Genomic DNA, 15,363 nt, shown 5'->3' with positions numbered 1-15,363 from the left:
TTATGAAGACATTTTGATGATATTAATCGACTAGTTTTGCTACAGCTGCGCGCGCGCCGTTGGCTGATAATTCATTCCATGCGGAAGTGACGTGTGTTACAAATTCCTCATTCAATGGCAAGTCACTGCCAAAGATTTCGTGCAGGCCGAGTAGGGCGTTGACGCGTTCATCATCGGTGCTGTTTTCGACCAGCGATTTGATTTTCACCGCCAGCGGGTCGCGAATATCAATCTCGTTCCCGGCATCATCGCTGCCGCTGACATAGCGCATCCATCCGGCAATTCCCAGCGCCAGGCATGGCCACTCGTCGCCCTGTTGCAGATGCCAGCGGACACTCTCCAGCATGCGTTGGGGCAGCTTCTGGCTGCCGTCCATCGCGATTTGCCAGGTGCGGTGTTTCAGCGCCGGGTTATCAAAGCGCTCAAGCAAGTTATGCGCATACTGCGGCAAACTCACGCCGGTGACACGTAAAGTCGGTGCTTGTTCTTGCATCATTAAGCGGTGTGCAGCCTGGCGGAAATTCTGGTCGGCCATACAGTCATTAATATGCTGGTATCCCGCGAGGTAGCCAAGATAAGCCAGGAAGGAGTGGCTGCCGTTGAGCATACGAAGTTTCATTTGCTCCCACGGCATCACGTCATCGACCATTTCTACGCCGACTTCTTCCCACGCCGGGCGGCCTGCCACAAAATTATCTTCAATCACCCATTGGATAAACGGCTCGCCAGAAATTGCACATGGGTCTTCAACGCCTAACACATCTGTAATTTCTTGTAGCGACTCGGGCGTTGCCGCAGGCACGATTCTGTCGACCATGGTACTTGGGAAGGTCACATGTTCGCGGACCCAGTCGGCTAATTCCTGGCTGCGAGTTTCCGCCATACCAATGACTGCGTTACGCACCACATGGCCGTTATCGGGAATGTTGTCACAGGACAGCACGGTAAACGGACGCAGGCCGCGTTCACGACGGCGATTCAGGGCTTCAACCAGAATACCCGGTGCGGAATGGGGCTCGGTGGGATTTTGTAAATCGTGAATAATGCGTTCGTTATTGCTATCAAGCTTGCCGGTTGCCGGGTCGATGCAATATCCCTTTTCTGTCACGGTAAGAGACACAATCGCGACCTGGGGTTCGCAGAACTTCTCAATAATCGCATCCAGCCCATCAAGTTTTGCATTTAGGCACTCGTTAACCGCACCGACAATAATCGCCTGATTGCCGTCGCGACCCTTTTCCAGCACGGTATATAAATGATCTTGCGCGCGCAGTGCACTCATTAACTTATCGCCGCTAAACAGGCTTATTTCGCAAATGCCCCAGTCACCGCCTAACTTATTGAGCACCCGGTCAGTCAACAGCGCCTGGTGTGCGCGGTGAAACGCACCAAAACCAAAATGGACAATACGGGTTTTTAAAGCCTGGCGGTCATAACCAGGCTGTTGAATGTCGGCAGGTAACGTGACTGAAGCAATTGTGTTCATAAAATGCAAATCCTGATTAACCAATTAGTAACATGGCTCAGTCTAAAGTTATATGACAACAAATTAAATTGGTGTGCTGCCTTTATCCCTTTAATGTGAGCTGGATCAACCAATATCACCGCAAAATTTGACCGGATAGAAGAATCCGGTATGGTAGTCGGCAATACAGCATTCAAGAATTGGTATGACAACTTAACTGAGGAACTGTCGATGGAACAAACATGGCGTTGGTACGGCCCAAAAGACCCGGTATCTCTGGATGATGTGCGTCAAGCGGGCGCGACCGGTGTCGTTACTGCTCTGCATCACATCCCAAATGGTGAAGTCTGGCCGGTTGCCGACATCAAAGAGCGTCAGGCTGTGCTGGCAGCGAAAGGGCTAACCTGGTCCGTGGTAGAAAGTATTCCGGTGCATGAAGAAATCAAAACGCATTCCGGTGACTACGATAAGCATATCGCCAACTACCAGCAGAGCATTCGTAACCTGGCTGAATGCGGCATCGACACCGTATGCTACAACTTCATGCCGATTCTGGACTGGACGCGTACCGACCTGGAATACCAATTGCCAGACGGTTCAAAAGCCCTGCGTTTTGACCAGATTGCTTTTGCGGCGTTTGAGCTGCACATCCTCAAGCGCAAAGGTGCTGAAGCGGATTACAGCGAAGAAGAGCAGCGTCAGGCGTTGGACTACTTCAACAATATGTCCGATGCCGAAAAAGAAAAATTGACCCGCAATATCATTGCCGGGTTACCTGGTGCGGAAGAGGGTTACACCCTTGACCAATTCCGTGCACGCCTGTCGGAATACGACGGCATCAGCAAAGATCAACTGCGCGAAAACATGGCGTACTTCCTGCGAGCGATTGTTGCCGTAGCAGAAGAAGTTGGCGTGCGTCTGGCGGTTCACCCGGATGATCCACCGCGTCCGATTCTGGGTCTGCCGCGTATCGTTTCAACCATTGAAGATATGCAGTGGCTGAAAGAAACCGTCGACAGCATTTATAACGGCTTCACCATGTGTACGGGTTCTTACGGTGTTCGCGCTGATAACGATCTGGTGCGGATGATTGAAACCTTCGGCGATCGCATTCACTTTACTCACCTGCGCGCAACGTGCCGTGAAGATAACCCGAAAACCTTCCATGAAGGCGCACACCTGCAAGGTGATGTGAACATGGTTGCGGTAGTGAAAGCGATTTTGACTGAAGAACAGCGTCGTAAAAACGCCGGTGACGTGCGTCCGATCCCAATGCGTCCGGATCACGGCCATCAGATGCTTGACGATCTGCACAAGAAAACCAACCCTGGTTACTCAGCGATTGGCCGCCTGAAAGGTCTGGCTGAAGTGCGTGGTGTGGAACTGGCTCTGAAACAGACGATGTTCCCGGATCTGCTGAAGTAAGTTGTAAAGCCTGATAAAAAACGCGCCTTCTGGCGCGTTTTTTTATGGCTGCAATATCGACCTATTTATACAGACCCAGGTTACCCGTGAGCCTGGTGATTTTTTTCTTCGGCCCAATTAACCCGATTGCGACCAGTTCAATGTTATTGCTCGACACAGCAGCAATACGTTCCCCATATTCATCATATGTCTTACATGACTGCGCCAGAGCGCTGAAGGGTATCGTATAAATCTCTTCGTCAGCTTCAGCAATGTTGAGCAACTCCTGTATATAAGCTCCGGGTGCCAGCAGAATCGGCAAAGGGGCATAAATAACGCCAGGATAATTGACGGCATCTGCACTTTGCATATCAGGACCCACCAGATTTTCCACCGTATGGCCGAAACTCATACCAATAACGCTGGCGGCGTTGATGGCGAGCCCAGGGCTTAGGTCTTTATCAATAATAATTGTGCTTCGATGTTGGCTGGCGTCGAACTTCATATTTTATCCTCGCAGGGGAATCTGGAATGGCTCATGGAGTCGCTCTTTGTGGTCAATATAATGCAGGAAGCTCGCGGGAAATTGCTGTCTAAATAGCTTGAAAAATGCACGTAATAAGGCAGGATTGACCCAATTAATACCTAAAATTAAAAGGATCTGACCTAATGGCCTTAAGCACTACAGATGTAAAGATTCTGGCTCTGTTACAAAGCGATGCGCGTATGACGAACCAGTCTGTGGCCGATTCCATTGGGTTATCCGCTTCACCTTGCTGGCGAAAAATACGCAAGCTTGAAGAAGACGAAGTGATTCAGGGTTACCGCGCAGTAATTAACCGTCGCAAAATCGGCCTGGCAGTCATGGTGTTCGTTCGTGTGACCATAGACAGCCACAGTGAATCAGAAGCGAAGAAGTTTGAAGAAGAAGTCGCCGCACTTGAGGATGTGGTTGCGTGCTACAGCATCGGTGGCGATGCCGATTTCTTATTGCAGGTCGTGGCGCGCGACCTGGATTCTTACGCGGATTTTGCCATGTCAGTAGTACGTCGTTTACCGGGGATTAAAGAGATGCAGAGTATGTTTGTGCTCAAGGAGATCAAACCGCTGGTTAGCTATCCGATTAAGAAACAGCAGAAATAATTTTGCCCAAAATAAAAACCCGCCGCAGCGGGTTTGATATCTGTAGGTTAAACCGCAAAACACTGATTAGTCTGCGCGACCCATAGAGCGCTTTTCAGCGATATGAATACGGATCTTCTCACCCGTCACCATATATTCTGGAACCTGAATCACCAGCCCAGTAGACATCGTTGCAGGCTTGGTGCGGGAGCTTGCTGACGCACCTTTGATTCCAGGGGCCGTTTCAACAATCTCCAGGTCCACAGTCTGCGGCAGTTCAAGTGCGAGCAGTTGGCCATCCCAGGTCAGAACCTGCATGTCTGGCATGCCGCCTTCAGGAATGAATTGCAGCTCTTCTTCAATCTGATCTTTAGTGAAGATATACGGGGTGTAATCTTCTTTATCCATGAACACGTATTCGTTGCCATCAATGTAAGAGAAGTCAACGTAACGGCGGGTCAGAGTGATGGTGTCGACAATGTCATCGCCTTTGAAGCGCTCTTCAACTTTCTGGCCAGTGCGGACATCAGAAAAACGCATTTTATAAAGCGTTGCTGCGCCACGGGCGCTAGGTGCCTGGATATCGATATCTTTAACAATCAGCAGCTTGCCGTTGTAATTCAGTACCATACCCTTTTTGATTTCGTTAGCTCTTGGCATCGAAGTTTCCTGTAAAAAATTGAGGAGCGAAAATATTGCGTCAAATTACTCGCGAGGCGCATTTCAGGCAAGCGGATTTAATGGATAAATCGACATAGTAAAGCTGCGTCACTACTGCTACAGTCCAGGCTCTTGTCAGCCCACCGGAGCATTAATGATGGACTGCCGTCCCGATTGCGGCGCGTGTTGTACCGCGCCTTCTGTATCAAGCCCGATTCCGGGCATGCCCAATGGCAAACCTGCCAATACAATTTGCGTTCAGCTCGGCGCGGACATGCGCTGTAAAATTTTTACTTCGCCGTTGCGGCCAAAGGTATGCGCCAGCCTGCAAGCGTCCCGCGAAATGTGTGGTACCACCCGTCAGCAGGCAATGGATTACCTGATTTATCTCGAAGCGGCGACCGCACCTTAAATGTCCTTTATTCTCACCATGCAATACGCGGTGATAGCTATCATGCCCAGCGCGATATAAAACACAGTGTGGTAATTCCAGATCTCTGCTACCACACCTGCCATAGAGCCTGCGATAATCCAGCCGACACGCGTGGTATTAGTATAAAGCGTCGTTGCGGCACCGGCCTGGCCAGGCATTAAATCCTGAAAATAGAGCATGCCGATACCGGCCAGAATACCGATGAAAATCGCATTCAGCAGTTGCAGGCCGAGCAGCATATATTCGTTGTGGATCGTCAGCATCCCAATGTAAAACAGCAGGCCAGCGACGCCCGCAATACGCATCAGGAAGCGTTTTCCAAAGCGTTTAGCGTAATATCCGGCGATCAGCATCGTTGGGATTTCAAGCCCGGCAGCGGTTCCCATCATCACGCCCGCCAGTTTCTCCGGCAGATGTAATTCATTAATGATATAGAGCGGCATATTAATGATGTAGAGACTGTTACAGCCCCACATCATGGTGCAGGCGACAAACAGCAGCAGGGCATCGCGACGGTTACGGCGTGGCGCTTCAAGTTTGGTGGTTTTCGCCACTCCCTCTTTACGCATCGACGGTAATAACATCCGTACCATCACGCTGCACACCACAAACGCGAAAGCCGCACACAAATACATGGTGGTAAAGCCAAAACCGAGCGCCAGCGCGTAAGCGATAGGCGGGCCAATCACCCATGCCAGCGAAACCTGCGCACGCAAAATAGAGCTGAACATCACCGCTTCGCGACCCGTGTGATCGGCGTGTTCACGCGCAAGGGCAAACATTTGCGGGTTGGCGGTCGAGCCAAAGCTACTCAGGAATACACCGACAAACAGCAACACGAAATAGTTGCGGTTCCAGGCAAACAGCACGCAGGCGAGAGCGCCCAATAAGCAGCAGACAAAAATCAGCGATTTGCGGTCGCCTTTACGGTCAGAACGGCCAGCCAAAAACTGACTGACTAAAATACCGATGACGGCGCTACCGGTGAAAAAGAAACCGACCATCGCTGGACGGACATGCACTTCTTCAGTCAGAAACAAACTCAGAGTCGGGGTTTGTAATGCGCCCGCAATTCCGGTTAAAAAAGCTACAATCAAAAAGGCAGAAGAAGTGATATCAAGGGGCTTACGGGTTGCCGCTATGGGGGAGTTTTGCATTCTCTCGGAGTCGCTTATCAATGAACGCGCGGAGTTTACGCGCCTTGTCAGTAAATAAACAGTTGTTCAAATCAAAAGCGACACGAATAGATAAAACGCCATTCCTTGTTGTGTTCAGCAAAAGCTGACGCTTAATAAAGGCGTGCTTAAGGCACTGTGATGTCGCTCACTTTTGCGGCGTTAGACGCGGCGAAAATGTGCGTAACCTCTAAATTTCGGTAACGAAATCACAACAACTCTTGCCTGATTCGCGGGGAATCATCACACTCCTTGAAACGTTTCAGCGTCGTCTTATTTTGTATCAGGAGTGGGATGGCGCATTTTTTCTCATTGCAGCTGAATCGTTTCAATTCAGCAGGAGAGGAGAACCATGTTCCAGTTATCTGTACAAGACATCCACCCAGGCGCAAGCGCCGGGAATAAAGAAGAAGCCATACGTCAGGTTGCCGCTGCGCTTGCGCAGGCCGGGAACGTCAGCATTGGCTACGTTGAAGGTATGCTGGCCCGTGAGCTGCAAACTTCGACCTACCTTGGCAACGGTATTGCCATCCCACATGGCACTACCGATACCCGCGATCTGGTGTTGAAAACTGGCGTGCAAGTGTTCCAGTTTCCGCAAGGAATCGAGTGGGGCGAAGGCCAAACTGCCTATGTTGCTATTGGTATCGCCGCGAGTTCCGACGAGCACCTTGGTTTACTGCGTCAGCTGACGCATGTGCTGAGTGATGACGAAGTTGCTGAACAACTCAAAACGGCAACTTCAGCAGAAGAGCTGCGTGCGTTGCTGATGGGCGAAAAACAGTCTGCATCTTTACTGTTTGATAACTCCTTACTGGCGTTGGATGTGACCGCAACCGACCTGATGACGCTGCAAGCATTGAATGCCGGGCGTATTAAACAGGCGGGTGCTGCAAGTGCTGCATTCGTCAGTGATGTTGTTTCTAGCAAACCGCTGTATCTGGGGCAGGGTATCTGGCTGAACGACAGCACCGAAGGCAATCTCGCCAGTGCGGTGGCTATCAGCCGTCCTGCTTCTGTTTTTGAAGCTGAAGGCCAACCGGTATCGCTATTGATGACGGTTGCAGTGGCCGACGACCAACCTTTGCAAGTTCTTAATCGCTTGAGCGACATGCTGATCAACAACACGGCTGAACGGTTGCTGAACGCAGATGCGCCAGAGTTGCTGACGCTGCTGACCAGTGATGAAGCCGTGACTCAAAACAGTCTGAGCGCCGAGTTCCAGATTCGTAATGAGCATGGTTTACACGCCCGTCCAGGTACGGTGCTGGTGAATACCATCAAACAATTTAATAGTGAGATTACCGTGACAAACCTTGATGGCAGCGGGAAACCGGCCAATGGTCGTAGCCTGATGAAAGTCGTCGCGCTGGGCGTGAAAAAAGGCCACCACCTGCGTTTCACCGCTCAGGGTGATGATGCTGAACTTGCGCTGAAGGCTATCGGTGAAGCGGTTGCCGCCGGTCTTGGTGAGGGGGCTGTATGAGTCGTCGCGTCGCAACAATTACTCTGAACCCGGCTTACGATTTAGTGGGTTACACCCCGGAAGTTGAACGCGGGGAAGTGAACCTGGTGCGTACTACCGGCCTGCATGCCGCCGGTAAAGGTATTAACGTTGCTAAGGTACTGAAAGATTTAGGCATCGACGTCACCGTGGGTGGTTTCCTCGGTAAAGATAACCAGGACGGATTCCAGCAGTTGTTCAGTGAACTGGGCATTGCCAACCGTTTCCAGGTGGTACAGGGTCGCACCCGTATCAACGTAAAACTGACGGAAAAAGACGGCGAAGTCACCGACTTTAACTTCTCTGGTTTTGAAGTCACCCCGTCAGATTGGGAGCGCTTTGTTGCAGATTCCCTGAGCTGGCTCGGCCAGTTTGACATGGTTTGTGTCAGCGGCAGCTTGCCGGCAGGCGTTTCTCCGGAAGCGTTCACCGACTGGATGAAGCGTCTGCGCAGCCAGTGCCCATGCATCATTTTCGACAGCAGCCGCGAAGCATTAGTCGCTGGCCTGAAAGCCGCTCCGTGGTTAGTGAAACCTAACCGCCGCGAGCTGGAAATCTGGGCGGGTCGTAAACTGCCAGAAATGAAAGATGTGATTGAAGCCGCTCACGCCCTGCGTGAACAGGGGATTGCACACGTGGTGATCTCTCTGGGTGCCGAAGGTGCGCTGTGGGTTAACGCCTCCGGCGAATGGATTGCAAAACCGCCAGCTTGTGAAGTCGTCAGCACTGTAGGTGCCGGGGATTCCATGGTGGGCGGACTTATCTATGGCCTGTTAATGCGCGAGTCCAGCGAACATACCTTACGCCTTGCGACCGCCGTCGCCGCTTTGGCAGTAAGCCAGAGCAATGTCGGTATCACCGACCGTCCTCAACTGGCGGCCATGATGGCCCGTGTTGATCTGAAACCTTTTAACTGACAGCAGGAGAGGAACAATGAAAACGCTGCTGATTATCGAACCAGGTCTTGGGCAAGCTCGCGCCTATCTCGCGAAAACGCTGCTCGGAAGCGCTGCGGCTAAAGCACGCTTGCAGATTATCGACAATCCAAACGATGCTGAAATGGCCATCGTTGTAGGGACCGCCATTCCTGCCGATAGCGCGCTGAATGGCAAAAAGGTCTTCCTGGGTGATATCGACCGTGCAGTCCAGCACCCGGAACTGTTTTTAGGTGAAGCAAAAGACAAAGCGAAGCCTTACACCGCTCCAGCTAATGCAGCCCCGGTTGAACTGGCGAAAGGGCCGAAGCGTATTGTCGCTGTGACGGCTTGCCCTACGGGTGTCGCGCATACCTTTATGGCGGCAGAGGCCATTGAAACTGAAGCTAAAAAACGTGGCTGGTGGGTAAAAGTCGAAACGCGCGGCTCCGTAGGCGCGGGTAATGCGATCACTCCAGAAGAAGTGGCAGCAGCAGATTTAGTGATTGTTGCGGCGGATATCGAAGTGGACCTGGCAAAATTTGCCGGGAAACCGATGTATCGCACTTCAACGGGTCTGGCGCTGAAGAAAACGGCACAAGAGCTGGATAAAGCCGTTGTTGAAGCTAAACCTTTCGAAGCGAAAGGGCAGAGTGCTGCCAGCGCTACAGAAGGGAAGAAAGAGTCCGCGGGCGCTTATCGCCACTTGCTGACAGGCGTTTCGTTCATGCTGCCGATGGTTGTCGCGGGTGGCCTGTGTATCGCACTGTCGTTTGCATTTGGTATCGAAGCGTTTAAAGAACCAGGCACATTAGCAGCCGCTTTGATGCAAATCGGTGGGGGTTCAGCCTTTGCACTGATGGTTCCGGTTCTGGCTGGTTACATCGCGTTCTCCATCGCTGACCGCCCAGGTCTGACGCCAGGTCTTATCGGCGGTATGTTAGCGGTGAGCACCGGTTCTGGCTTTATCGGCGGGATTATTGCGGGCTTCCTCGCAGGTTATATTGCGAAGTTGATCAGCACTAAGCTGAAACTGCCTTCCAGCATGGAAGCACTGAAGCCAATTCTGATTATTCCTTTGTTCTCCAGCCTGATTGTCGGTCTGGCGATGATTTACCTGATTGGTACGCCAGTTGCGAAAATCCTCGAAGGCTTGACTCACTGGCTGCAAACCATGGGCACGGCGAATGCGGTTCTGCTGGGCGCAATCCTCGGTGGCATGATGTGTACTGACATGGGCGGGCCGGTAAACAAAGCTGCTTATGCGTTTGGTGTCGGTTTGCTGAGTACCCAAACTTACGCTCCGATGGCCGCTATTATGGCCGCAGGTATGGTTCCACCGCTGGCAATGGGTCTGGCAACGCTGGTTGCGCGTCGTAAATTCGACAAAGCGCAGCAAGAGGGCGGCAAAGCAGCGATGGTTCTCGGTCTGTGCTTTATCACCGAAGGGGCAATCCCGTTCGCCGCGCGTGACCCAATGCGTGTATTACCGTGCTGTATCATTGGCGGAGCGGTGACTGGCGCAATCTCTATGGCGGTGGGTGCTAAGCTGATGGCGCCACATGGCGGATTGTTTGTGCTGTTAATTCCAGGCGCAATTACCCCGGTTGTGGGTTATCTGATTGCGATTGTGGCGGGAACACTGCTGGCGGGTCTGTCTTATGCCTTCCTGAAGCGTTCTGAAACAGAGTTAGCAGTTAAAGCGGCATAGTTCCGGCATAGTTCCGTAGGTCGGATAAGCGCAGCGTCATCCGACAAAAATAGCAAGCTCCCGGCATCCACAGGGAGCTTTTTTTATGCCTACGCGGCAGCGGTTTCGTGCTGCTGAGCTTTCAACCAGGCAATCTCTTCAGCCCAGATATCCGGATTCGTGGTTTCCAGAATTAACGGAATACCGTCGAAACGGTTATCGCGCATGATCCAGGCAAACGGCGTATGGCCGATGTTCCCTTCACCCAGGCTGTTATGGCGGTCAACACGGCTACCAAAAGCACTTTTAGCGTCGTTAAGGTGCATACCGCGTAGATACTGGAAGCCAACAATTTTGTCGAACTCAGCGAAAGTATTTTCGCAATCAGCTTCCGTCCGCAAGTCATAACCCGCCGCAAAAGCGTGGCAAGTATCAATACAAACCCCGACGCGGGATTTGTCTTCCACTCCATCAATGATGGCGGCCAGATGCTCAAACCGGAACCCAAGATTGCTGCCCTGGCCTGCTGTGTTTTCAATCACCGCCGTCACGCCTTCTGTTTTATCCAGCGCGATGTTGATCGACTGCGCAATACGCGCGAGGCACTCTTCTTCAGGGATTTGCATCAAATGGCTGCCGGGATGGAAGTTAAGCAGCGTCAAACCCAACTGCATGCAGCGTTCCATCTCATCAATAAAAGCTTCGCGAGATTTTTCCAGCGCTTCTTCAACCGGGTGGCCGAGGTTAATCAGATAACTGTCGTGGGGGAGGATTTGGCCTGGACCGTAATTGTACTTTTCACAGGCGCGTTTGAATTGGGTGATAACTTCTTCGGTCAACGGTGCTGCACGCCACTGACGTTGGTTTTTGGTGAACAGGGCAAAAGCAGTGGCTTCCAGCTCGTGTGCGCGAATTGCGGCATTTTCCAGACCACCTGCGGCACTAACATGTGCGCCAATAAACTTCATCATTCTTTCTCCTGTCAAAACCCGCTACCGGGAAACGAACAATGATAGCGGGTTCAGGAGGAAATATCAGGCCATTAAATGGTGGATGCCGAGGTTAATCGCGCCGCCACCGACAATCAGCCAGACAAACAGCACCAGTGCCATCAGCAGCGGGCGCACACCGGCCTTTTTCAGCGCGCTGAAGTGCGTGGTCAAACCTAACGCCGCCATCGCCATCGCCAGCAAGAATGTATCCAGTGTAATCAGGGCATTAACTGCCCATGCTGGCAACAAGTGCAGCGAGTTAAACATTGCCACCACAATAAACAGCACTGCAAACCATGGGATGGTGATTTTGCTTTTCTGTGCCTGACCGGCTGGAGCGAGCTGTTTAACGCGCGCTGCCAGGAAAATCAAGAACGGAGCCAGCATCATTACGCGCAGCATTTTAGCAATCACGGCTGCGTTTTCAGTTTCAGGGCTGATAGCATGGCCCGCCGCCACCACTTGCGCCACTTCATGCATGGTCGAACCGGTGTAAATCCCAAAGGTTTCCGGTGTGAACCACTGTGTGACATACGGATAGATCATTGGATAAATGAAGATAGCGAGCGTACCGAAAATCACCACCGTTGCGACGGCTACCGTCACTTTACTGGCTTCGGCTTTAACCACCGGTTCAGTGGCCAGAATCGCTGCCGCACCGCAAATGCTACTACCTGCACCAATTAACCAACTGGTTTGTTTATCCAGCCCGAACACTTTTTGACCCAGCCAGCAGGCGAGGGCAAAAGTGCTGGTTAATGTCAGAACATCAATGATCACGCCGCTGGCACCGACGTCGGCAATTTGTGAAAACGTCAGTCGAAAACCATACAGAATGATCCCCAGGCGCAATAAATGCTGCTTGGCAAACAGCACGCCACCATCACAGTGCTGCCAGATTTTCGGGTAAAGCGTGTTGCCAATCACCATCCCGCACAAAATAGCGAGCGTCAGTGCTCCCAGGCCAAGTGCCGCAACGGACGGAATATTGCCCAGCCACAGCGCCAACGCTGTAATTGCCCCTGCCAGCGCAAGCCCTGGCAGAAAGTGCCACAATGTATGTCGATGAGTGGGAATTGATAACGTAGCCATAACCTTCTCCTTTGTATAGCCGTCATACTTCAAGCCGCAGGTGCGTTGGCTGCACGCGCTCACCCGAATCACTTACCGGCGTAAGCTCATCGGGTTTCTCGCGCTTGCCGCCTTCCTGCAACTCGAATTATTTTGGCTCTATTGGCAAAAGAATAAGTCCTGCTGGTTTAAAAATAAAATTGATTATATATTTATAATCAATCTGAATAAGTGTTAAGGCGTGCTTAATATGCATATCACCCTACGGCAACTTGAAGTGTTCGCCGAAGTGCTCAAAAGCGGTTCCACTACTCAGGCTTCGCAAATGCTGGCGCTGTCGCAGTCAGCGGTGAGTGCGGCGTTGTCGGATCTTGAAGGGCAGTTGGGCGTACAATTATTTGACCGGGTCGGTAAGCGGCTGGTGGTCAACGAACATGGCCGCTTGTTGTATCCGCGCGTGGTGGGTTTGCTGGAGCAGGCAATTGAAGTCGAACAGCTATTTAAAGAAGACAACGGCGCGATTCGTGTTTTTGCCAGTAGCACTATCGGCAACTATATACTGCCGGAAATGATTGCCCATTATCGCCGTGATTTTCCCTCGCTCCCCCTCGAAATGAGCGTCGGCAATAGCCAGGACGTGATTAACGCCGTGGCGGATTTCCGGGTTGATATCGGCCTGATTGAAGGCCCAAGCCACATGACCGAACTGGTGACAGAGCCGTGGCTGGAAGACGAGTTAGTGGTATTTGCGCCACCAGATGCGCCGTTATTACAACAACCCGTCACGCTAGACACGCTGGCAAAACAGCCGTGGATCCTGCGCGAAAAAGGTTCTGGCACCCGCGAAATCGTGGACTATCTGCTGCTTTCGCATTTACCACAGTTTCATCTCGGCATGGAGCTGGGAAATTCAGAAGCGATTAAACACGCGGTGCGCCATGGCTTAGGGATTAGTTGCTTATCGCGCAGAGTGATTGCCGAACAGCTGGAAAGCGGTTCGCTGGTGGAAGTTCCGGTGCCGCTACCGCGCCTGGTGCGCACGTTATATCGCATTCACCATCGCCAGAAACACATTTCTAATGCATTGCTGCGTTTTTTGAAGTATTGCGATGAATAGTTATTTTTAACAGATTAATATCTGGAATCATAAGAATAAGCCTGGCCTGGTTGGCAGGTTTATTCATTTTTTAACTTTATTATTTAATGATTGATATTTAACTTGTTAGTATCATTATCGTCACTCCGGTATAACGGAATTATTGTTTATGGCTGCTCATATATAAACGAATTTCAAACGGTATTTAAATAACAGATAAGTCGCTATTATTCGTATTGCATATATAAAAGTGCAATGCGAAGCTGTGCCGGAATTCAATTATAATATATAGGGTTGTTATGAAAAAGTTACTTATTGCAGTCGTTGCTTCTATGGCGTTAGCCGGTTGTGCGCAACAAACCTTTACCATCAAACATGATATTGCTGAAAAGCCGACTCAGGAAGTTAAACAGGCATTCTTTGTTCAGGGTTTAGGGCAAACGCAGACGATTGATGCCGCTCAGGTCTGTGGTGGCGCGGATAAAGTGGTTCGTACTGAAGTTCAGGAATCCGGAATGGATGTGCTGTTGCGTGTTGTCACGCTCGGGATTTATACCCCGCGTGAAGCCCGCGTATATTGCTCTAAATAAAATATAAAGCCAGTGATTAATACTGGCTTTAATTATCTCATTAAGTTTTTTATTAGCAATTTGATTGACTCATTGTTTATATATCGACCTTTAGGATGGCGTTTTTAAACTCAAGGGTTTTCATCATGAAGAGTCTGTTTATTACCGGTGCCACCGGTTTTTTGGGCGGAGCTGTATTAGCACGCGCACTTTCCGATATATCTATTGAATCCATTTTGTTACTGGTTCGGGCAAACTCTCCAAAAGAGGGCGTAGAAAGAATCAGAAATAACCTCGCTAAATTTGGTTGCAGTGAAACCTTACTCACAAAAATAAACGAACGAAATATTTTACTCGGCGATTTAGCTTATTCAGAAGACTTTTTGAATGACGACCGACTTTCTGGCGTGACTCATGTTATTAACTCTGCGGCAGTCGCCTCCTTTGGCGATAACGCACTGATTTGGAAGGTGAATGTCGAAGGCACGTTGAAGTTCGTTAAACGCATGGCCGATGTGGCGGGCTTAGTTCGTTTTGTGCACGTCGGAACCGCAATGTCATGTGTTCCTGAAGCCGGAACGCTGGTCACTGAAAGCATGACTCGCAAGCCTGAGGAAGAGCATCTGGTCCAGTACACCTGGTCAAAATCTACCATTGAACAATTGATGATTGAACAGTGCCCACAGCTTCCTTTAGTGATTGCCCGTCCGTCTATTGTCGTCGGTCACAGTGAAGAAGGCTGTCGTCCATCGAGCAGTATTTTTTGGGTATTCCGCATGGCGCTGATGCTCGGGAAATTCATGTGCTCTCTGGAAGATAAGATTGACGTTATCCCCGTCGATTATTGCGCCGAAGCCTTGCTGTTATTAACCAAAAGCGCGGTACTGAGTGAAACGGTTTACCATATTTCCGCAGGCGATACCGGCAGCACGCAGTTTATCGAAATCGACAAAGCCATGGCCGCAGCATTGAATCAGCAACCTATTTCTTCCCACTACCAACAAGTGGATTACAGCGAGCTGGTTAAAGGTCGCCGCGAATTCAAGACTATTTATGGCCCGTGTAATGAACGTCTCATGCTCAGAGCGATGCGTTTATACGGTGAATTCTCAATGCTGAATGTGCGTTTCTCGAATAAAAAACTGCTGGATTTGGGGATGTCACCGCCGCCTCGTTTTGTTGACTATATTAACCGCTGCGTGGAAACCACCCGCGACTTTAGTATTCCGGAGTTGATGAAGGTCGATTTTAAGTAACCCTTTCGAACT

15 protein-coding genes are annotated in these 15,363 nt (G+C 50.8%); 9 read left to right on the top strand and 6 right to left on the bottom strand.

From position 1 onward, the window contains the following. Positions 1–22 precede the first annotated feature (22 nt). Complete coding sequence (locus AC0IWZ_RS14195; protein WP_471676982.1) at positions 23–1,486, bottom strand: mannitol dehydrogenase family protein; 1,464 nt, start codon at positions 1,484–1,486, stop codon at positions 23–25. 210 nt (positions 1,487–1,696) lie between these two features. Between AC0IWZ_RS14195 and uxuA the strand changes: the two genes are divergently transcribed. Continuing rightward, a complete protein-coding gene (gene uxuA, locus AC0IWZ_RS14190) occupies positions 1,697–2,890 on the top strand; it encodes a mannonate dehydratase (protein WP_471676983.1) in 1,194 nt (397 codons plus the stop codon). A 61-nt stretch (positions 2,891–2,951) separates the two neighbouring features. Here uxuA and AC0IWZ_RS14185 read toward each other — a convergent pair whose 3' ends face one another. After that, the gene (locus AC0IWZ_RS14185) at positions 2,952–3,374 is read right to left on the bottom strand and encodes a DUF2000 domain-containing protein (protein WP_471676984.1); all 423 of its coding nucleotides are present in this window, start codon (positions 3,372–3,374) and stop codon (positions 2,952–2,954) included. Between the two features lie 164 nt (positions 3,375–3,538). Here AC0IWZ_RS14185 and AC0IWZ_RS14180 point away from each other — a divergent pair, with 164 nt between their 5' ends. Continuing rightward, positions 3,539–4,012, top strand: a complete 474-nt coding sequence (locus AC0IWZ_RS14180; RefSeq protein ID WP_034497035.1) for an Lrp/AsnC family transcriptional regulator — start codon at positions 3,539–3,541, stop codon at positions 4,010–4,012. Between the two features lie 66 nt (positions 4,013–4,078). On the opposite strand, the gene yeiP is transcribed toward AC0IWZ_RS14180, so the two are convergent. Then, positions 4,079–4,651: an elongation factor P-like protein YeiP gene (gene yeiP / locus AC0IWZ_RS14175; RefSeq protein ID WP_034497033.1), complete on the bottom strand. Its 573-nt coding sequence runs from the start codon at positions 4,649–4,651 to the stop codon at positions 4,079–4,081. A gap of 157 nt (positions 4,652–4,808) precedes the next feature. Between yeiP and AC0IWZ_RS14170 the strand changes: the two genes are divergently transcribed. Continuing rightward, on the top strand, positions 4,809–5,063 hold the full coding sequence (locus tag AC0IWZ_RS14170) for a YkgJ family cysteine cluster protein (protein WP_115631783.1): 255 nt from the start codon (positions 4,809–4,811) through the stop codon (positions 5,061–5,063). On the opposite strand, the gene setB is transcribed toward AC0IWZ_RS14170, so the two are convergent. Beyond that, on the bottom strand, positions 5,060–6,241 hold the full coding sequence (gene setB / locus AC0IWZ_RS14165; RefSeq protein WP_034497031.1) for a sugar efflux transporter SetB: 1,182 nt from the start codon (positions 6,239–6,241) through the stop codon (positions 5,060–5,062). The genes AC0IWZ_RS14170 and setB overlap by 4 nt on opposite strands. 370 nt (positions 6,242–6,611) lie before the next feature. Here setB and fruB point away from each other — a divergent pair, with 370 nt between their 5' ends. Genes fruB through fruA form a run of 3 tightly spaced genes read left to right on the top strand, consistent with a single transcriptional unit; the run spans position 6,612 to position 10,388 of the window. Further along, entirely contained in the window at positions 6,612–7,745 is a 1,134-nt protein-coding gene (fruB, locus tag AC0IWZ_RS14160; protein ID WP_471676985.1) for a fused PTS fructose transporter subunit IIA/HPr protein, read from the top strand. After that, a complete protein-coding gene (gene fruK / locus AC0IWZ_RS14155) occupies positions 7,742–8,680 on the top strand; it encodes a 1-phosphofructokinase (protein WP_034497025.1) in 939 nt (312 codons plus the stop codon). Before fruB ends, fruK begins: the two co-directional genes overlap by 4 nt. A 16-nt stretch (positions 8,681–8,696) precedes the next feature. Next, complete coding sequence (fruA, locus tag AC0IWZ_RS14150; RefSeq protein WP_172893614.1) at positions 8,697–10,388, top strand: PTS fructose transporter subunit IIBC; 1,692 nt, start codon at positions 8,697–8,699, stop codon at positions 10,386–10,388. Positions 10,389–10,477: 89 nt separating this feature from the next. Here the strand turns inward: fruA and nfo are convergent, their stop codons facing one another. Together nfo and AC0IWZ_RS14140 are read right to left on the bottom strand one after the other, a co-directional pair. After that, positions 10,478–11,335: a deoxyribonuclease IV gene (gene nfo / locus AC0IWZ_RS14145; protein ID WP_259267249.1), complete on the bottom strand. Its 858-nt coding sequence runs from the start codon at positions 11,333–11,335 to the stop codon at positions 10,478–10,480. 66 nt (positions 11,336–11,401) lie between these two features. After that, positions 11,402–12,451 carry a YeiH family protein gene (locus tag AC0IWZ_RS14140; protein ID WP_034497019.1) on the bottom strand — a complete coding sequence of 350 codons (1,050 nt, stop codon included), beginning with the start codon at positions 12,449–12,451 and terminating at the stop codon, positions 11,402–11,404. Positions 12,452–12,680: 229 nt separating this feature from the next. Here AC0IWZ_RS14140 and yieE point away from each other — a divergent pair, with 229 nt between their 5' ends. The 3 genes from yieE to AC0IWZ_RS14125 all read left to right on the top strand — a co-directional run bounded on the left by yieE (position 12,681) and on the right by AC0IWZ_RS14125 (position 15,351). Then, entirely contained in the window at positions 12,681–13,547 is an 867-nt protein-coding gene (gene yieE / locus AC0IWZ_RS14135) for a DNA-binding transcriptional regulator YeiE (RefSeq protein WP_259266719.1), read from the top strand. Positions 13,548–13,825: 278 nt separating this feature from the next. After that, positions 13,826–14,116 carry a Bor family protein gene (locus AC0IWZ_RS14130; RefSeq protein WP_034497014.1) on the top strand — a complete coding sequence of 97 codons (291 nt, stop codon included), beginning with the start codon at positions 13,826–13,828 and terminating at the stop codon, positions 14,114–14,116. Positions 14,117–14,241: 125 nt separating this feature from the next. Continuing rightward, on the top strand, positions 14,242–15,351 hold the full coding sequence (locus AC0IWZ_RS14125) for an SDR family oxidoreductase (RefSeq protein ID WP_471676986.1): 1,110 nt from the start codon (positions 14,242–14,244) through the stop codon (positions 15,349–15,351). Positions 15,352–15,363: the final 12 nt, after the last annotated feature.

The organism is Buttiauxella sp. AC142 (assembly GCF_979253435.1).
Note: the sequence above shows the minus strand (reverse complement) of the source record. Positions and strands in the feature narration are given on the sequence as shown.